The organism is Pseudomonas sp. IT-P260, from assembly GCF_949768395.1.
Classification (GTDB): Bacteria; Pseudomonadota; Gammaproteobacteria; order Pseudomonadales; family Pseudomonadaceae; genus Aquipseudomonas; species Aquipseudomonas parakoreensis.
In genome coordinates, this window is record NZ_CATKPO010000041.1 from 43,085 (window position 1) to 62,252 (window position 19,168).

The window sequence follows — 19,168 nt, forward strand, 5'->3', positions numbered from 1 at the left end:
CGATAGTCCCGCTTGTCGCCTGTCGCGGGCGAGCTTTAACTGACCTTATTGAACCTAACTATTCAACTCGTAAAACTTTACTATTTCCGCAATAGCGATTGACGATTCCTCGTTATTCTTGATCAGGATATCCTCCACATCCCTTAACGGAGGAAGAGGATGCAAACGTTCAGCAATTTCAGTGGCAGTATAGTCCTGAGTCGCCTTACCTCCGCTTCTAACTCTTATATAGCCGATGGCGCTTTCCCCTCCAGAAAAATGATTGGAAACCCGCACCTTCGGTGAAACACCGTAATTCACAACGATTACCAGATCATCACCTTCGCGGTGGAATTTCAATTGCCCGATATTCAAGTCAACATCTGAAAAATCGATTCCATCAATACCGCCGCCCGAGTTATCAATCACGTCCCTGCCAAGACCATCATATTTATATACATCATCGCCCGCACCGCCGGACAACGTGTCATTACCTGGGCCACCCAGCAGCACATCCTCGCCAGAGCTACCCGTTAGCAAATCATTACCGTGACCGCCCACCAGTGGCAGCGTTTGAGCATCTCGAAGAGATTGGGCAGTAGTCGCATCATCAATGACGACGGCATTGTGGTAAGAATCCGGGGCTGGGCCCAGTTGACTAGACTCCAGAAGAGTCTTAAGGCTGACGCTTGTGCCGTCGGCAAACCTTATGACTTCGATCCCGGAGCCCTGGAGGTCCCCTGCATTGGGTAAAACGATACGAACCTGCTGAGTCCCCCATTTAATATCGAGGGTCGAATAGAGCATCTTCGCCCGAGGTGGGTAGCGATAGTTGTCACGTGACGGATTGGGGGCCAATTCGATATTGACTGTTTCAATCGACGCCGCCCCCCAACTTAATTGCAGCTCGTCCAGCCTTGCCCCGTCTGGAAGAATGACAACATCTTGATCGATCAGCCCATACTCGTCTTTCCACCCCGTCACACCCACTTCCGGGCGGTGAAAAACAGGACTCAGTACATCCGCAATAATGGTCGTTGCGCCCGCGTGCGCTTGGACAGTGTAGGTGTCGGCACCATTTTCACCGTAGAGCCAATCAATCCCTGAACCGCTGATTAAATAATCGGCCCCCTCGGATCCGAGCAGCGTATCGTTGCCCGCTCCAGCCGACAGTATGGCCCCCGGTAATCTGTCATTTACCGAACCATAATCAACTGGGGTGAGCGCATAAGTGACTATCAGGTCATCACCCTTACCGCCATGAAAGGTATTTCCGACTTCCAGGTTCACTCGTCCGCCGCCGGCGTCACCTTGCACAGTCTTGTGCTTGATGGTTTCGGTCTTTACATCTCGGCGAAATTCTTTACGAACAGTTTCGCCAGCGTTGAAGCTTGCTGCAGGATAGATGTGCCAACCTTCGATAGTCCCTGACTTGTTTCTATCCTCTACCAGCACGTCTCCTGCTTTAAACGAAAACCCGCCACCCGAACCAGATCGATAATATTGAGGTTTGTGGTTCGATGGGTTTGCTGCCCCCTCAGCCTTTGTATTTTTGAAATAGGAGTGGGATGCAGAACTCGTCTGCCTGTCGCTGTACACAGCTCTGCCAGATGGAGCGTTCATCCACTGCGGGGTGTCAGACAAGGATCCGTTTTCGATGCTTTCATCAATCAAGTCGGTATAAGTGATGTAACCCGTATCAGTCGTGACAATCTGATTTCTGACCCAGACACCTTGATCATTGAGGGTGAAACCCGTGGCTTGCCTGTTTTTCGAACGCCTTCCTTGAATTTCCCCAAGGAATTTTTCCACCCCTTCAATGCCATTGCCCGATTCCGCCTCATTTCCTTCGCTCGAAACATCAATGGCTGACAGGACGGGAACGCTTGCGATACCGCTGTCTTCACCCGTGTCTTCTGTTTCTTCTATGTCTGCCTTGTCCACCACTTCCATTACCGGCGGTTCCATCACAACTACCGGAGCAAGCATTTTCTTGATGACATCCTGGTAGCTCAAGACCACTCCATCACTGAAACTGAAAGTTGAGTCTCGCCACGTCTCGTGATTTTTTATCAGAACGGCGTCACCTACTCCGTTGGCCAGCCGCAATACCAAACCCATTTCAATATCGATAATTTCAACTTTCAGATTATCCGCAAAAAAACCGGCTCCAAACTTCATGACATTGTTGCCACCGGCGTCTACAACTACATCAAGCCCATCACCGGCTCCGAAATAGTAAATATCATCCCCGTCCCCCGCTTCCAGGTAGTCGTTACCGGCTCCGCCCTCAAACACATTATTTCCTGAGTCACCGCGCAGGTAGTCCACACCCTCCCCGCCAAATAACGTGTCGTTTCCACCGCCGCCCAGCAACGTGTCATTGCCTGAACCACCGTCCAGATAATCTGCACCCTGTTCGCCTTCAGGCGTCTGCTCGTAGTCGCCAGACATCAAGTCATCGTCAGCACCGCCGTAAAGCGTGTCGGCGCCCAAGCCCCCCCAAAGGGTGTCGTTTCCGGCATCGCCTCGAACGAAGTCATCGTTGGTGCCGCCGGATGGCAGGTTTGGCTGATCGCCATCCAGAGCATCAGCGCCCGGCCCGCCTATGAGTGTGTCGGAGCCACCCAATCCTTGAAGCGTGTCGTCACCCATACCGCCATCAAGGAAATCATCACCGTGGTGGCGAATCGGATGGTCGTAGTAATCGCCAACCAGCTCGTCATTTCCTGCCCCACCAAACAGCAAATCATCAGCACCGCCGCCCCAAAGGGTGTCATCGCCCGCACCACCGTCCAGAAAGTCACGTCCGAAGAAATGGCTAGCGTCACCCGCCACACCATCCAATACCTCGTCATCCCCCTTCAGGACATCATTGCCGGGGCCGCCATACAAGACGTCGCTACCGCCGTTGCCAGCGAGAGCGTCGTCGCCACTGCCTCCCTCCAGCAGATCGTTGCCATGGTGTTTGCTTTGGAGTCCTCCACCCCAATCAAGGTTGTCTCCGAACAATGTGTCATTGCCACTGCCACCCGTCAGGGTGTCATCGCCTCCGTCGCCGCCCAGCTGATCATCTTCAGTTCCGCCATCCAACACGTCCTCGCCCCAACCGCCCGTGAGAACATCTCTCCCGCCTTGGCCGTACAGAACGTCGTTGCCTCCTTCCAATGCATCTGTCACGGAGGATTTGTCGAAGGTGGTGCGCAAGCTGATGACGCCTTGGGCAAGAACGACTTCATGTCGTTTATATTTCCAGTTTTGCTCCAGTACCCCAGTCGTATCGTCGCCGTGCAAGAAGTCATCACCCGCCCCCCCAGCCAGTGTGTCTCGACCGTTGCCACCGAGCAGCACGTCTCCAGAGGCAGTCCCCACCAGCAGATCATCGCCCTGCCCACCATCCAGCCAATCGCCACGACCGACCTTCCCCTTGGCGACACCATCAGCCAGAGCTTTTTCCAGGGTTGACTGTTTGTCTCCAAACAATCGATCGTTTCCAGCTTGTCCGAACAGTCGATCGGAGCCGCCAAGCCCAAGGAGGACGTCGTCTTTGGGCGATCCGTAAAGTGCGTCGGCCTTATTCCTCTGTTTTACATTTGGCAACAGCACAACGTTACCCAAGTCATCGTAGGAAAGCTGATCACCGGGAACATTGGGGTCCGTATCGGCGGCTCTCCAGTCACCCTGGATAACCAGATCGGGTGTTGAAAAGGTGTGGCCATCGAAGTCCGGGAGCTGAATACCCAGCATTCCCGGCCTGTAGTGCTTGATTACGATCAGATCGCTCTGGCCGTAGCGGATGTTCAGTGTGTTTTCCATGAGTTCTTCAATGAACGTCAACGTTATGGATCGGTCTTGCGTGAACCATGTGTTGCTCAGAAGAGCACTGCGTTTGACGGCGGGAATCGGACGGTCATTTATCAATAACTGCCCATCAGCATTTGCATCGAAAATTTCATCGATTCCATCACCACTGTAAAACGCGTATCGGTCATTACCCTCGCCACCGGTCAGAGAATCGTTACCCTTGCCGCCGATCAAAACATCATCACCCGCCATCCCGTATAACGCGTCATTGCCGTCGCCACCGCTTATCCAGTCGTTACCGCGAGCACCTTCGATAACGTCATTACCTGCCAGTCCACTGATCGAGTCATTGCCCGCACCGCCATACAGATGATCGGCATTTGTCGCGCCACCGAAAGATCGCCCTCCGTCGTCACCGAACATCACCAGCGGGTTGGATACGCCAGTGGTCATGGGCGCCTGTTTGCCCGATGCGATATCCGTGAAAGAAAATTTCTGCAGTGTGTTTTCTCCGAACGAACCATGGGTTCTGGATATCAACCGGGCCAACATGTCTGCGCGATCAGAAATCCACTGTTCGGTAATAAAGCCTTTGCCAGTTGCGGGGTCATAAAGCTCCAGTTCGCGACCCGGGAAACCGTCCTCTCGCTCCATGACTATTTCACTGAGCTGTTTCAGGGAATTGCGCAAAGCCATACCAAGCGGCGTGTCCTGAATGGCGAGGCGTGCCCATCCTGTGGCGCTGCCATATTCGCCAATGGTTTTGGTAACGATGCTTTGGGATTGCGTCGGGGCAAACCCTGAGAAAAATGCGTAGGCGTTGGCCGCGAACGTTTGATCGGTCGTAGGCGTGGTATCAGAGCCGCCGTCGTATGTTCGTCTGAACATGTCAAAAAATGCATTTTTGCCATATCGCAATATCAGATCAACGATGGGAGAAATGGGCGTGCCTTTCACCACATACTGGATTAATGGGTTGGTGTTTCCACTGGCCATTGCAATTTTTATTTGCTCGGGCACTACGGAAAACACGCTCTCAAGCACATTGAGGCCAAAGTTATTGACCGCCGCGCGAAGGCCGACACTGTATGAGTCAATGGCAAATAGAATATTCTTGAAATCATCGAGTCTATTAACTTTAGCCAGTTCATGATTACCTTTGATTTCTGAACTGGGGTCGCCTGCGGAAATCAGTCTCCAGGTTTCATACGGGGGTTTGCCACCTAACAGACTGAAACCGATGGTTCCAGACCAACCTGCGTTACGGCTTGTAGCGGTATCGTCCGTGCCAATATCATCAAATAAAACCCGTCCAATAGCACTCGCATCGATGGCGGCAATCTGGCTTATTGAAGGTACGGTCCATGGAGCCAAATCATACTCAACTGATCCATTAGCCAGAGTATTCATGAAATTTACAGCGACCTGATTAGAGGACTTCTGCATTTCCGAATCAGTAAACCTTTTACTAGATCTAAGCTCCCCTTGGCGCATGGTATAGGCACGAATCAAAGCAGAGTAAGCACCCTGCCCACCATTGGCATCAATTGCCACATCAAGCCAAAGCCTCGCGCTTTTCAAAACATCAACCACATCTTTTTCGAAGAAAATATCCTCAGAAATTTTTTCGCCAATGATTTTGGATAAAACCCGATAAAAGGAAGCGCAGTTTCGCCCTTCTTCCGCGAAAGCTATATATTGTTTAATTTTTTGGTCAAACCACATCCCCTCGGAAGCATTTGCAAACTGCAAAATCATTGATTTTTCTAGATCATTGAAAATATAACTCATAGTTACCTCCCTGTAATTATGGCGCGTGAAAGATAGTCACTAACAAATTTAATCGCATCAGGTGCACCTCGCAACGAACTTGTGTCCAGCCCGATACGTCCGATCCCACCTGCAAAATCAAAACTGTAGAGCTCGACTGTGCAGTAGGTCTGTAATTCTCCAAAATCCAGATTTTCCAATTGTTCTTTATTAAACTTCAGCAAGTCTAATCTGCCCAAACCAGCCGCCTGAATCTTGTCGCCAGGATAATTCAAACCATAGCAATTTATCGTCCGAGGTGTTCCGTCATGCCGACGCCAATCACGCATAACAAATCTGATAACGGAAAAGTCATTCTTGAAATGAGGCGGAGGAGCATCAAGCCAAAGTTCTAATCCTGGATAATTTTTCAGTACCACAATCAGATCATCCGGCCAATCTGTATGTCGATACCCCATCCTGTGCGGCTCAGTGCGTCCCGTCCGGGTAGAAAGAATGGCCGCGACCTGAAAGTATCCCCACCCGGCAGGCGGTTTTATCCCGCTCATCTCATACTCCGTACGAAGTTCCGTTCCCGTCCACCAAAACGAACCTTCAAGAATATCGGCAATGCACGATCCGTCACTCTTCAATGTCGATCCGAAGTGGAACCCCGGTATCCGGGTCCGATCGAGCAAACTCCCGCCCTTGATAGGAACCCGCTCCATACCGGCGAGCTTTTTGCTGCAGTCCCCTTGTTCCTTTTGGTAAATCGCCCTGCGCTCTGCTGCTTCCTCCCATTCGATATAAAAATCCACAACCCAATAACACATCAGCAGAATCAGACCGTACTTCACCAAGGCCTTGATTTTTTTCAAAGCATCCTTGCGTGAAACTTTGAACATTTCAAATCTCCATTTCAAAATAACGAAACGCGCCAATTAAAACCGACCCGCCACTGCATCTTCAAAAATCTGAAAGTAACCTTTCAAGCCATTATCTATAGAGAACCGGCTTGCTGTTCTCTTCGCCGCACCTCTGAGGTCATCGAGTTCTTTGAAAGACCTTAACCCCTCACATACTTTGGCCGCTATAGCTTCACTATCAAAAAAATCGACAATAAAACCATTAACCCCATCGACAACAACTTCAGTGACCGGGGCTGTGTCAGAGCCGATCACCACACAGTTAGACGCCATAGCCTCCAACAACGACCAAGACAGAACAAACGGATAAGTCAGGTATACATGCACCTTTGAAAGTTCCAGGACCGCTCTATATTTCTGGTAAGGCAGCCTCCCGGCAAAATGCACTTTTGAAGTATCGCAATCCACCTCCGACAACATTCGCTCTCGCCAATTATTGAAACCGACAGGCCTGCGTCCATAACTGACGTCATCTCCGCCGACGATGACTATTTGTGCGGTTGGACATTGGGCTTGAATATGGGGAATGGATCTCATGAATACATGAAATCCACGATAGGGTTCGAGGTTTCTGGCGACGTACGTCACAATGGGTTGACACGCTTTAATCACCACTCCATTGGGCAGTGTTACTGCCTCAACTTTTTCTGCATGCAGTGTTTGAATCACTCCCTCATGAATGACACGAATTTTGGGCTGATAGGCTTGAGGAAAAAGACTACGCTGCCACTGCGTAGGCGCAATTCCAACATCACACTGTTCAATATTCAGAAGATGCATGGAGTTCAAGACTCTTAATCGTGATGATGCATCCCACGCACCGGCAAATTCTCGATCAAAACCAGAGTCCGCTCCCTGTGCACGATAATAATATTCACAGAAATTAATCAGGGGCACATTCGAGTACACGTCTTTGACGAATAGCGATTCACCCCATCCTGGATGAGCAAGAATAATATCGGGTCGATATCCCTCACGCTTAAGCTTCTTCAGCAGTTCGAAAACACGTTGTCCATCTCGCACAGCCACTTCATAACCACGCAAGTATGGATGACCAATATTGAAGTCAATTCTTGAAGACCGATACTGACGCAGTTCTATACCAACGACACCCGGTGCCGTATCACGCCCAATCGCAAGTACTTTTATCCGCCTGCGAAGCGCTTCCAATACGACGTGACGAAATTGACCGGGGAAATTCTGATGAATAACAAGTAAATTCATACGTGAAGACTTCCATGTTTATACAACTCCGCAAAATTGAGTTCTTCCAACATCAATGGATTTTAATAAAACGCTATCAAACATTAAGAAATAAAACTGTAGGAACCTTCCGAGAGCTTCCTAGGAGATGTAGCTATCCATGCACTTTTCAGCAGGCACAAAAAAAGCGGCGCTCAATGCGCCGCTTTTTGGTTTGCGGTGAATCACCAGCGACCGCCTCGCCCGCCGTGGTCACCGCGGTTACCGTGATGATCACGGCCACCACGGTCCCGATCCCAACCCCCGCCGCGGTGCCCGTCCCAGCGCCCGCGATCGTTGTCGTGCCAGCGACGGCTTTCGTAGTAGCGCGGCGCTGGTTGGTAGTAGCGCGGCGCCGAGTAGTAACGTGGCGCTGGCTGGTAGTAACGCGGGGCCGCCTGGTAGTAGCGCGGTGCCGAGTAATACGTGCTGCCACCGCTGTAATACGTGCCGCCAGTGTTGTAGTACGCGGGAGCGGGTGACGTGTAGACCTCCGAGCTGTAGTAACTGTCTGCGTAGGAGTAAGGAGCGCAACCGGCAACGGAAAACATCATCGCAGCAAGTAGAAGAATTCGTCGATACATGGCGGCCTCCTGGACCGCGGGTAGCCGCACCAGCGACGCTGGCAGGCATCAGTCGGTTATTCGGTGACTGACGAATTATCTGACAGCGTTTTCCGAATCTGGTGCGCTTTCGTAACAAGTTGAAACATGTGATTGATGAAATCCTGTTCATTTGGAAAACGCTGTCATTCAGCCGCCGATCAGTGGTGCCCACCGTGATAGCCGCCGCCGTGGTAACCGCGTCCATAACCGCCGCGATAGCCGTGACCGCCGTAGTAATAGTGCCCGCCACCGTAGTAGCGCGGGCCGTAATAACCGCCGTAGTAATACGGTGAGTAATAGCCGGGATAGTAGTAAGTGGCAGGGTAAGCATCGTAAGGACCGGCGTAGTAATAACACCCGGACAGCCCCAAGCCGAGCACCGCTCCCAGCAGCACCCGGCGCAACAGTTTTGAAGTACTCATGACGGCCTCCTGAAAGACCAGCGGCCACAGCAAGACAGCGCAGCCGACACAGTTTTGACTGTCAGGTCCGGGGCAAGTGCCGGGCGCGGAAAGGCTTCAGATCAGCGGCGCCAGTCACACTGCCCACCTGTGGGAGCGAGCCTGCTCGCGAAGAAGGAGTGTCAGACGACATTTACGTTGGCTGACCCACCGCTTTCGCGAGCAGGCTCGCTCCCACAGTTAGCCTGCGTAATGTCCGGGAATACATCGGTGCCACCACCGTACATGCTCATGACACCTTGCATACCCTGCTGTCTCGGGCCGATCATGCGATGTAACGGGCCAAGCAAACCGGCCGTAATCGCACCTGCGTGGAAATGCCTCACTCGTCCTATGCCTGATTCCGACACTAAACCCGACCTCTGCCCGGCCTGCGGCGCACGCAACGATTGCAGCCTTGCCGACCCGCGCACCGCTGACCGAGCCTGCTGGTGCTACGGCGTGAGCATTGATCCTGCAGTCCTCGAAGCGCTGCCAGCGGCGCTGCGCGACAAATCCTGCCTGTGCCCGCGCTGCGCTCAGGTCGAAGCGCAGCTGCAAGCAGCGGCGCGGCCGATCACGTAAGATGCGCGCCCCTTTGTCCGCCGATTACTGACCATGCGTGTCGACCGCTTCCTCAGCAACCTGCCCCGCTATAACCGTCAGCAGGTTCGCCTGTTGCTGGTGGAAAAGCGCGTGCGGATCGACGGAAAAGTCGTCAGCGACCCGCACAGCGAAGTGCTGGAGTTCAGCCGCGTCGAAGTTGATGAAGAAGTCCTGCAACTCGGCAAACCGGCACGCTACTTCATGCTGCACAAGCCGCCGGGGTGCGTCAGTGCCACCCGCGATCCGCAGCACCCGACCGTGCTCGATCTGATCCATGAACCGGACAAGGACGACCTGCACATCGCCGGGCGCCTGGACTTCAACACCACCGGGCTGATGCTGATCACCAACGATGGCAGCTGGTCACGACGTCTGACCCAGCCACAGACCAAACTGCCAAAAGTCTATTACGTCGAAACCGAACAGGAGATCGGGCCGCAATACGCGATCACGTTTGCCGAGGGCCTCTACTTCGCCTTCGAAAACCTGACCACGCAACCGGCGCAACTCGAAGTGCTGGGCCCGAGAGCGGCGCGCCTCAGTATCGTCGAGGGTCGCTACCATCAGGTAAAACGCATGTTTGGTCATTTCAACAACAAAGTGTTGCGCCTGCACCGCGAATCCATGGGCCCGCTGTCGCTGGATAACGCGCTAAAACCGGGCGATTACCGCGCTTTGCGCACCGAAGAGATTCATTTGTTCTAAGCCGGCGACCGCTCAGCAGAAGTTGTCGAACAATTTACCAACGGCACTTGCGCGATCCCCATCCCACTGCTTGAATCAGGACGTCGGCCAAATTGTGACCGATTAGTCACAACATACATCCAAGAAACTTTTTGCCGGTCGTCAGCCCTCCGGGTTGCGCCTCAGCCGGCAGACTGCCCGCCAATAACAACACCCGTCGACCGCAGTCATGGATCGACATGGGCCAAGCAAATTCCAGGCGTATGCCTACCTGTCACAAAGCTCGTGCAATCTCTATTTGCGCGCATACCCGCTTGCTTGCCAGGAGTCTTATGACATGAGGCCAGAAATCGCTGTGCTGGATATACAGGGTCAGTATCGGGTTTACACGGAGTTCTATCGCGCAGACGCCGCAGAAAAGACCATCATCCTGGTCAACGGCTCGATGGCCACGACTGCGTCGTTTGCTCAAACCGTGAAAAATCTGCACCCGCAATTCAACGTGGTTTGCTATGACCAGCCCTACGCGGGCAGGTCGAAAATCCACAACCGTCACGAGAAACATCTGACCAAGGAAGTCGAAGGACAGATCCTGCTGGAGCTGATCGATCACTTCAGCGCCGAACATGTGCTGTCGTTTTCCTGGGGCGGCGCGGCGACTCTGGTCGCCTTGGCCCACCAGCCCCGGCGCATTGAAAAAGCTGTGATCAGCTCGTTCTCGCCAGTGATCAACGCACACATGCTTGATTACCTGGAGCGGGGTGTCGACTATCTAGGCCAGCGCGATGGCGATCGGGTCGGGCACCTGGTCAACAACACGATTGGCAAACACCTGCCGTCACTGTTCAAGCGCTTCAACTATCGTCACGTCAGCAGCCTGGCCGAGCACGAATACGGGCAGATGCACTTTCACATCAACGATGTGTTGCACAGCGATCGCCAGTGCTATTTGAATGCGGCGAAGAAGATCAACGTGCCGGTGCTGTTCCTCAACGGCGAATGGGATGAATACACCGCCGCCGAAGACGCCCGGATATTCGGTAACCACGTGGCGCACAGCACCTTCACCACGCTGCAGGCTACTGGGCACTTCCTCGACATGGAGCACAAGGCTGCGTGCCGCGATAGCCAGAACGCCCTGCTTGGTTTCCTGAAACCGTCACCGCAGTCGAGCCGAACGCGTTACGCGTTCGTTCAGGATCACCATGCACTGGCCATTTGAAAAAGCGTCGTCGCGAGCGAGTCTGTGGGGCTGAAAAACCAGCATTGGTTGCCCTGCAGATTTGCCCGCGAATGACCGTTTTCAATGCTGTAACGCGCTGCGAGGAAAAGAAAAACTTCAAATTCGCGCCCGACTCTGGTACAAAGTCAGCCGCTCTGAGCGGGTATAGTTTAGTGGCAAAACGAAAGCTTCCCAAGCTTTAGTTGAGGGTTCGATTCCCTCTACCCGCTCCACTCAATCAGATCTCACGTCGTGGTTATGACGGGGGATGCAGGAACAGAAAAAACCGGCCTACAAGGCCGGTTTTTTTGTGCCCGGGATTTGAGGCGGCTACTTGGTCGGCACCGAACCATTATGCAACGCACCGTTTATTGCAGATGCACCAGCCCTCTTTACGCTTTGATCGTTACTAACGCTTAAGCTAGAGCTTGGCAAAGACCTGCATGTCGATCTGCTCGTGAAGGATAATTCTGGACGCCTCTACAAGGCTGGTGTCGACAAGATTGACTACCATATCCCCGAGAAGCATACACCGACGGTTCTCACCGTCCCCACGACCCGCTCGCATTTCCCCATCACCCACCCCCCTCCCCCTGCGCGGCCATCGACGAATACGCGTTCTCACTTTCGAGGGACTCCATGGCGCGGCCCCTGCGCCGCTGATGACCGAACTCAAAAGAGCACTTCCCCCATGACGCAAAACATCTACGACGACCCCGAATTTTTCCACAGCTACAGCCAGATGAACCGCTCCATTGGCGGTCTCGGTGCCGCGCCGGAATGGCCGGCGCTCATGGCGTTGCTGCCATCGATGCACGACTTGAATGTGGTCGACCTCGGCTGCGGCTATGGCTGGTTCAGCCGCTGGGCCAGTGAGCACGGCGCCGCTCAGGTGCTGGGGCTGGATGTCTCGGAAAAAATGCTCGAGCGCGCGTGCGAAACCACTACGGCGACAAACATCCGCTATGAGCGCGCCGACCTTGAGCATCTCGACCTGCCGGTCTGCCGTTTCGATCTGGCCTACAGTTCGCTGGCACTGCACTACATCAAGGATCTGTCCGGGCTGTTCGCTCATTTGTACGCAGCACTGAAACCGGGTTCGCATTTTGTGTTTTCCATCGAACATCCGATCTTCATGGCCCCACGCAATCCGGGCTGGCTGGTCGACGGCGATGGCCACAAGCGCTGGCCCCTGGACAGTTATCAGATGGAAGGCGAGCGGGTGACCCACTGGCTGGCGGACGGGGTGATCAAGCAGCACCGCACGATGGGCACGCTGTTGAATTCGTTGATCGCGGCAGGTTTTGCCATCCGTCATGTCAACGAATGGGGGCCGAGCGATGCAGAGGTGGCCGCGCAACCGGCGCTGGCTGAAGAGCGGGAGCGACCGATGATGATGCTGGTGGCGGTGCAGCGCTGATCTGATCTGAACAAACAATATGTGGCGAGGGGATTTATCCCCGATAGGTGCGCAGCACCCGCTTAAAGGGCCTGCTGCGCAGTCCATCGGGGATAAATCCCCTCACTACAGGTGGCTGAAGGCTGGCTTCAGCGAGTCGCGACGATAAACAACCGCGGAAATGGCAACAGTACCGAGCCATCCGGCAACGCCGGATAAGCCTTGGCCACCGCCGCCAGATACTGCTGCAGGTATTGCGCCCGCTCCTCTTCAGTCAGCGGGTTCAAGAACGGAATCAAACCACTGCCCTTGAACCACTCCACCACACCCGCCGCTCCGCCTGACAACTGATGGTGATAGGTGGTGCGCCACACATCTACCCGCGAACAGTGCGGACGCAACATCGAGAAGTATTCGCTGGCACTTGCCATGTCGGTGCGTTGCCCGGCGGCGCCAGCCAGTCTGGCGGCCCATGGGCCATTGGCGGCGACTTCGCGCATCAGCCGATGGGAAGGCTCGTTGAGGTTGTCCGGCATCTGGATCGCCAGACTGCCTCCGTCCGACAGCTTACCCGCCAACGCCGGCAGCAACGTCGCGTGATCCGGCACCCATTGCAGCACGGCATTGGCGAAGATCACATCGAACGGCCCTTGATCCGCCCAGCTATCGATTTCCGTGACTTCGAACTGCACGTCAGGCAAGCGCTTGCGCGCCGCGTCAATCATGTCCGCCGAGCTGTCCAGTCCCCGGACCTGCGCCTGCGCAAAACGCTGCACCAGCAGCTCGGTGGAGTTACCCGGGCCGCAACCGATATCGACCACCGATCGCGCCTGAACCGTGGGAATCGCCGCCAGCAGATCACGGGCCGGGCGGGTGCGTTCATCTTCAAAAGCGACGTATTGTCTGGCGGACCAACTCATTGCGTTCTCCTGTCGGGACATTCCAGCGGTTCGTCACCATACAGGCAGCGCTGCGAGCAGTTCCAGAGAGGCTTATTGCCAAGAGTGTCTGGTTGCTCGCAATGATTGGCAGGTTTCAATTGTAAGTAGAATTTTCATCACATCCCGGATGTCTGAATTTCATGCACTCCCAATAAGGAACACCGCAATGAAATTCGCCAAAATCTCCCAGACCCTGGCCCTTTGGGCCGGCAGCCCGAAAACCTTCATGGGCGCGTTGATCCTGATTTTTCTGTGGGGGTTGAGTGGGCCGATTTTTGATTTCAATGACACCTGGCAACTGATCATCAACACCTCGACCACGATCATCACCTTTCTGATGGTGTTCCTGATCCAGAACACGCAGAACCGTGATACCGACATCCTGCATCTGAAGCTTGATGAGTTATTGCGGGTGAACAAGGAGGCGCAGAACGCGATGCTCGGGTTGGAATCGCTGGATCTCAAACAACTGGAGGCGTTGCGCAAGCATTACCGCAGCCTGGGGGAAAGCGAAGTATTCGATCTTGAAGGGCTGGGGGAGAAGAGCAAGCCGAAGCAGGATTTGAATGACTGCTAAGTAAAGTTGAACAAAGCAAAAGATCGCAGCCTGCGGCAGTTCCAACGTTCTATGTAGGAGCTGCCGCAGGCTGCGATCTTTTGATTGGCAGTTGGTGTCAGCGGCTGGCTTGCAGCGCCCGGGCCATTTGCAGATGGCTTTGCAGTTTTGGCAGTGTTTCGTCGGCAAACGCCTTGATTTCCGGCACATCGGTCGACTGCGCTTCCTGCTGGATCTGCTGGATGGCCTCTTCGGTCGCTTTCACTTGGCTGGCGGCGTAGGCCTGGTCGAAGGTTTCACCGTCCTTGACCTGCGGGATCATGCTCTTGGCCTTGTCGGCGATTTCTTCACGGGGCGCGACCGGCAAATCGAGTTTCTTGGCGATCTTCGCCAGATGCTGGTTTGCCGTGGTGCGGTCATTGATCACCACGATGGTGTAATCCTTGACCTCTTTGGATTCGGATTTCTGGTGCGCCAGACGGCTGGCTTCGATGTCGGCCATGCCTTTGGCAGACGCATCGTTGATGAAGTCGGCAGGCGACTGGGCGAATGCCGTGCCAGCGAACAAACCCAACAGGGTGGCAACACTTAAATGACGTATCTGCGTGGCCATCCGGCTCATGGTCGCGCCCTCCTATCTCTGCAAATTCAAGCGGGGGCTTGCGCCCCCGCCTCTCAATCAAAACAACCTCGCCGACTACTTCGACTTCTGAGCTGGCTTGCGGCCCATTTCGGCTTTCGCAGGCTCTTTGTCGACTGTCGTGGTGGTGGTTTTCCCACCTTTGCGACCGGCTTCAGAGGCCTTCGTTCGATCGTTGGCGAAGTTTCCCGAGTTGGAGTTTCTTGAATTAGGCATGATTCTCTTCCTCTTGGTGTTGATCGTTGGCGAGCAGGTGCCCGCCTAGATTGAGAATTGCCGGGCTGCCAAAGGTTTAGAAAAATTGCCCGCGCCGCGACGAACGGCGCGCACCGGTTCAGATATCAACCAGCCGATGATTGAGGCGTTTGGCGGTGTACATCGCCTGGTCGGCATGCCGGAACAGTTGCTGCTCCTCGCTGCCATGTTCGGGATAACGAGCCACGCCAATGCTTGGCTCGATGTGCAGGTTGTGACCGTCCAGCCGCATGGGCTGCACAAGCACCTGGCGGATTTTTTCGGCCACGCTGTCGGCGTCTTCAGCGGCGTGGATACTGTGCAGCAGCACCACGAATTCGTCGCCACCAATGCGCGCCACGGTATCGGTATCGCGTACGCAGCCCTTGAGCCGACTCGCCACGGTTTGCAACAGCATGTCGCCGACCGCGTGGCCGAAGGTGTCGTTGACCTGTTTGAAGCGATCCAGATCGACGTACAGCAACGCCATGTTTCCCGACGCGTCCCGGGCGCCGGCCAGTGCAGCCTTGAGACGGTCTTTGAGTAATCCGCGATTGGGCAACTGGGTCAATTGATCGTACTGCGCCATGCGCTTGAGCCGCGCGTACAGTTGCTGGCGCTCGATGGCGGTGGCGACCTGGGCGCAGACGTATTGCAGCAGTTCCTTGTCCTGTTCGGTGTAACGTTCGCCGCCGGGCAGGCTTTTGACGATCAACGCACCGATGGTGCCGTTTTTCGAATTCAGCGGCACACCGAGCCAGCACGGTGAATCCTGCCCCGCCACCAGCGCCGCGAAATCGGATGAGGCGTCGGGGCTGTCGGGCGTCAGCAGAATCGGCTGACCGCTGCGGATGACTTGCGCACACAAACGCCCGGTGACGGTACCCGGTTGCTCGGGCTGCAATTCGTGATCATCAACGTGATAGGGGAAATTCAGCTGCGCACAGTGCTCGTCGTACAGCGCCACGGAAAAATTCAGCGCCGGCAGCCATTCGCCGATGATCAGGTGAATACGTTTGAACAGCGCCAGCAAGTCTTCGGCGACATGCGCCGCTTCGGAGATCGCATACAGCGCAGCCTGACGCGATTCCGCCTGCTTGCGCTCGGTGATGTCGCGGGCCACGGCGATGCGCAGCTGATCGACCTCCGACCAGCGCGCCGACCACAGTATGTTCGCGATGCGCCCGTCCTTGCGCACGTAGCGGTTTTCAAAGTTGTGTTTCGGTTCACCGCCCATGATGTCACTGGCCGCTGCCAACGTGCGCTGGCGGTCGGCCGGATGCACCAGTTCGATCATCGGCCGGCCGATCAACTCGTCAGGCGTATAACCGAAAATGCGCTCGCAGGCGGCACTGACAAAAACGAAACGGCCCTGCCTGTCCACCGCGCAGACGGCATCCAGCAACAGGTCCATATAACTCGCCAACGGCGCGGAGTTTCGGCTTTCCATGGTTCAGCGTGGGTGTCCGGACAATGCAGCACTGTTCAACCATCCTTGCCCTTGATCAAGCATCCCTGCACACAATTTCAAGCCTTGTTCGGCAGCAATCCCGGTAGTGCGTGCACCAGTGCATTGATGGCAAAACCGATGAACATCACGCCACATAAACGCGTGATCATCAGCTCGTGGCGCTGATACAGCGTACGTACGCGGCGGGCGCCAACCACGCCGATCAGAATAGCGTAGGCCAGCAAACCGCCAAGAAAGCTCAGGGCGATCAGTGTCGGCAGCATCGACCAGTTGAGCAGTTCGGCACGACTCGACAGCAACGCGGTAAACGTCGCCACCGCCACCGGGTAGGCCTTGGGATTGGTCAAACCAAACAGGATTCCGTGCCAGAACGGCTGACGCGCAGCGCCCTGCGGCTGATCATCGCTGCGCCGCTGGGCGCGCACTGCGCGCCAGCCAAGCCAGAACAGGTACACGCCGCTGAGTACGCCGAGCACGTCAAAGGCCGTGCTGCCGATTTCCCGGGCGCCGACGATGGCGATCAGCGCGGTACTGCACCAGACCACATCACCAAGCAAATGCCCGCAAAGAAACCCCGCCCCGGCCCGACGGCCATGTGCCGCGCCGATGCCGAACACCGCCAGAACGCCCGGCCCGGGTGTGATGCCGTAGATGAAACCAGAGGCCAGAACGGCCATTAACAGCGATGGAGTCATGAAAAACCTGCTGTCGCCAGTACAAATGATGGCCAGTCTATATCAGCCTGCGACGCCTGATCATGACTCGTCGTAAAAACGCATCCCCGAGTACGGTTTCAAGCGACAGGCTGCCAGTCGCGAGGCCAGATCGCCGACGTGCGCTTCGAGCTTGTGGCCATCAGGATCAAGGAAGTAGAACGAAGCACCTTCGCTGCGGTTGTCACGCCACTCTCGCACGTTCGCCGCTTTTAGCGCTTGCACGAACAACGAAAAATTCGCCTCGGCCAGACTGAATGCGTAATGGGTGTAGTCGACGGACGGCTCGCTGCTGCGCTGTGCGTCCAGCGACAGACACACCCACAACCCCGGCAGCGACAGATAGGCACCGGTGTCCCACGTGGCTTCGACGCGCAGGCCCAGCACATCGCGATAGAACGTCAGGCTGCGGGGCAAATCGTTGACAGCGAGGGTCAGGTGGTTGAAGCCGGTGAGCATGGGTCAGTAACCTCTGAGGTCTTCAGGGACGTTGTACTGCTGGCCATCGTACGTCAGGGTGATCTGCTTTCTCTTCAACTCGGTGTTTGTCGAAACGCACTGACTGCCGGACCGGGTGTTTTTCATTTTGCTGCCGCTGGTGGTGACGATCAGATCGGCGAAACCATTGTGGCTCGTTGGAGCGATTTCGAGCGTCCGACGGATTTTTTTGCTGTAGCCCTCGCAATCATTCACGAACTCACCGTTGTTCTTGAAGACCACCAGGCCTTCAAGCACCGGACGTAACTCGTCGCCCTCACGCACATACAGCGCCAGATCGGTTTTCTCGTAGGGCATGGCTTGGGAACTGTGCGCGAATTTCGCTCGCAACCCAAAAGCCCGGACATCCGGGGTCAAACGGTAGCGCGCCGTATCGATGCGTACATCCTCCAGACGCACGGCATCGGAGTTGTACGCGCCCGGTTTATGGTAAGTGGCGATGGGTTTGGCGTTGCTCGCGTTGAGGAGCGCCAGCTCCAGATCGAACGCCCCGGCATCGTCGCCACCGGAGTCGGCGAGGTAGGTGGATTTGACCGAAATCGCCTGACTCGGAAATGCCGGCCATACGTTGCAACGCGACATGGATTTGCCGTCGAAACTCTTGGTGGTGCAGGCGGCGTGGGCCTGGGTGGTGATGGCCAGCAAACCGAGGGCGAGCAGGAGTCTGGTGGGGTTGAGCATGGTTCTTCCTTGATAGCTGTTGTGTATGGCTGGCGGGTTACAGGCCTTGGAAACCGTTTGGCAAAACGTAGGATTTTCCGTCGTAGTGCAATGTTGTCAAAACGGGTTTGTTGTCAGTGGTTTCAGTTTTACATGCGTCTCCCGTCCCCACACTTGTTGTGTCTTTCTCCAAGGTTTTGACAATCAGATCTGCATAGCCGTGAGAGCTCGTTTTAGCGATTTCTACTGTTCTTGAAATCTCATATCGCTCGCCTTCGCAGTCACCATCCCACTCGCCGCCATACCGATAAACCACTAATTTATCCAATACCGGGCGCAATTTTTCGCCCTCTTTCACGTAGAGCGAAAGCAGGTTTTCTTCCATCGGATTGATCCGGGATCCGTTAGTGGATAACGCACGTACGCCAAAGGCACGAAGATCGGTAGTCAGTATGTAGCGAGCCGTATCGAGCGTTATTTCTCGCAAACTGACGCCATCCAATACAAATGCAGCCGCTTTGTAATAAGTCGCAATGGGCTTCGATTGAGCGGTGTCCAGAACGGACAAGTCGAAATCGTAGGTACTCAGCGCCTCAGGGTCATCAGATGGGGATCCGCGCTTAAACTGTGCAGTGGCGTTGATGGTTAATCCTGGATATGCAGGCCACTCCTTGCAGACAGAAAGATCCAGATCTCCTGCCATCGGTGTTGGCACGCAACCAGCCCACACCTGCCCCGCCATCAACCACCCACTCAGGGCCACCCAGCCGATCCATCCAGACTTCACTGTCACACCCCA

The 19,168-nt window shown here is 55.1% G+C and carries 18 protein-coding genes and 1 tRNA gene; 6 read left to right on the forward strand and 13 right to left on the reverse strand.

The features are described from left to right. Positions 1-54: 54 nt before the first annotated feature. The 5 genes from ACM6HV_RS21295 to ACM6HV_RS21315 all read right to left on the reverse strand — a co-directional run bounded on the left by ACM6HV_RS21295 (position 55) and on the right by ACM6HV_RS21315 (position 8,727). Entirely contained in the window at positions 55-5,574 is a 5,520-nt protein-coding gene (locus ACM6HV_RS21295; RefSeq protein WP_414905226.1) for a calcium-binding protein, read from the reverse strand. 2 nt (positions 5,575-5,576) lie between these two features. Further along, entirely contained in the window at positions 5,577-6,437 is an 861-nt protein-coding gene (locus ACM6HV_RS21300; RefSeq protein WP_414905227.1) for a hypothetical protein, read from the reverse strand. A 36-nt stretch (positions 6,438-6,473) separates the two neighbouring features. Beyond that, the gene (locus tag ACM6HV_RS21305; RefSeq protein ID WP_414905228.1) at positions 6,474-7,682 is read right to left on the reverse strand and encodes a glycosyltransferase family 4 protein; all 1,209 of its coding nucleotides are present in this window, start codon (positions 7,680-7,682) and stop codon (positions 6,474-6,476) included. A 203-nt stretch (positions 7,683-7,885) separates the two neighbouring features. After that, positions 7,886-8,284: a hypothetical protein gene (locus tag ACM6HV_RS21310; RefSeq protein WP_007963255.1), complete on the reverse strand. Its 399-nt coding sequence runs from the start codon at positions 8,282-8,284 to the stop codon at positions 7,886-7,888. A gap of 179 nt (positions 8,285-8,463) precedes the next feature. Then, positions 8,464-8,727, reverse strand: a complete 264-nt coding sequence (locus tag ACM6HV_RS21315) for a hypothetical protein (RefSeq protein WP_041070412.1) — start codon at positions 8,725-8,727, stop codon at positions 8,464-8,466. Positions 8,728-9,099: 372 nt separating this feature from the next. Here ACM6HV_RS21315 and ACM6HV_RS21320 point away from each other — a divergent pair, with 372 nt between their 5' ends. The 5 genes from ACM6HV_RS21320 to ACM6HV_RS21340 all read left to right on the forward strand — a co-directional run bounded on the left by ACM6HV_RS21320 (position 9,100) and on the right by ACM6HV_RS21340 (position 12,677). Then, the gene (locus ACM6HV_RS21320; protein WP_041070414.1) at positions 9,100-9,330 is read left to right on the forward strand and encodes a cysteine-rich CWC family protein; all 231 of its coding nucleotides are present in this window, start codon (positions 9,100-9,102) and stop codon (positions 9,328-9,330) included. 33 nt (positions 9,331-9,363) lie between these two features. Next, positions 9,364-10,056: a pseudouridine synthase gene (locus tag ACM6HV_RS21325; RefSeq protein WP_414905229.1), complete on the forward strand. Its 693-nt coding sequence runs from the start codon at positions 9,364-9,366 to the stop codon at positions 10,054-10,056. Between the two features lie 316 nt (positions 10,057-10,372). Beyond that, positions 10,373-11,257: an alpha/beta fold hydrolase gene (locus ACM6HV_RS21330; RefSeq protein ID WP_145593360.1), complete on the forward strand. Its 885-nt coding sequence runs from the start codon at positions 10,373-10,375 to the stop codon at positions 11,255-11,257. A gap of 159 nt (positions 11,258-11,416) precedes the next feature. Beyond that, positions 11,417-11,490 (forward strand) — tRNA-Gly (locus ACM6HV_RS21335). Positions 11,491-11,948: 458 nt separating this feature from the next. Next, complete coding sequence (locus ACM6HV_RS21340; RefSeq protein WP_414905230.1) at positions 11,949-12,677, forward strand: class I SAM-dependent methyltransferase; 729 nt, start codon at positions 11,949-11,951, stop codon at positions 12,675-12,677. A gap of 128 nt (positions 12,678-12,805) precedes the next feature. Here ACM6HV_RS21340 and tam read toward each other — a convergent pair whose 3' ends face one another. After that, complete coding sequence (tam, locus tag ACM6HV_RS21345) at positions 12,806-13,576, reverse strand: trans-aconitate 2-methyltransferase (protein WP_414905231.1); 771 nt, start codon at positions 13,574-13,576, stop codon at positions 12,806-12,808. A 187-nt stretch (positions 13,577-13,763) separates the two neighbouring features. Between tam and ACM6HV_RS21350 the strand changes: the two genes are divergently transcribed. Beyond that, positions 13,764-14,174, forward strand: a complete 411-nt coding sequence (locus tag ACM6HV_RS21350; protein ID WP_027614440.1) for a low affinity iron permease family protein — start codon at positions 13,764-13,766, stop codon at positions 14,172-14,174. A gap of 97 nt (positions 14,175-14,271) precedes the next feature. On the opposite strand, the gene ACM6HV_RS21355 is transcribed toward ACM6HV_RS21350, so the two are convergent. From ACM6HV_RS21355 to ACM6HV_RS21385, 7 genes are all read right to left on the reverse strand, one after another. Next, positions 14,272-14,775 carry a DUF4142 domain-containing protein gene (locus ACM6HV_RS21355; RefSeq protein ID WP_047292232.1) on the reverse strand — a complete coding sequence of 168 codons (504 nt, stop codon included), beginning with the start codon at positions 14,773-14,775 and terminating at the stop codon, positions 14,272-14,274. A 75-nt stretch (positions 14,776-14,850) separates the two neighbouring features. Continuing rightward, entirely contained in the window at positions 14,851-15,009 is a 159-nt protein-coding gene (locus tag ACM6HV_RS21360; RefSeq protein WP_080963245.1) for a KGG domain-containing protein, read from the reverse strand. 118 nt (positions 15,010-15,127) lie between these two features. Further along, positions 15,128-16,477: a GGDEF domain-containing protein gene (locus ACM6HV_RS21365; protein ID WP_145593365.1), complete on the reverse strand. Its 1,350-nt coding sequence runs from the start codon at positions 16,475-16,477 to the stop codon at positions 15,128-15,130. A gap of 77 nt (positions 16,478-16,554) precedes the next feature. Continuing rightward, positions 16,555-17,193 (reverse strand): LysE family translocator, encoded by a 639-nt coding sequence (locus tag ACM6HV_RS21370; protein ID WP_414905232.1) that lies wholly within the window; start codon positions 17,191-17,193, stop codon positions 16,555-16,557. Between the two features lie 60 nt (positions 17,194-17,253). Then, positions 17,254-17,670 carry a fosfomycin resistance glutathione transferase gene (fos, locus tag ACM6HV_RS21375; RefSeq protein WP_414905233.1) on the reverse strand — a complete coding sequence of 139 codons (417 nt, stop codon included), beginning with the start codon at positions 17,668-17,670 and terminating at the stop codon, positions 17,254-17,256. Between the two features lie 3 nt (positions 17,671-17,673). After that, on the reverse strand, positions 17,674-18,390 hold the full coding sequence (locus tag ACM6HV_RS21380) for a hypothetical protein (protein WP_414905234.1): 717 nt from the start codon (positions 18,388-18,390) through the stop codon (positions 17,674-17,676). 37 nt (positions 18,391-18,427) lie between these two features. Beyond that, positions 18,428-19,162: a hypothetical protein gene (locus tag ACM6HV_RS21385; RefSeq protein ID WP_414905235.1), complete on the reverse strand. Its 735-nt coding sequence runs from the start codon at positions 19,160-19,162 to the stop codon at positions 18,428-18,430. Positions 19,163-19,168 lie beyond the last annotated feature (6 nt).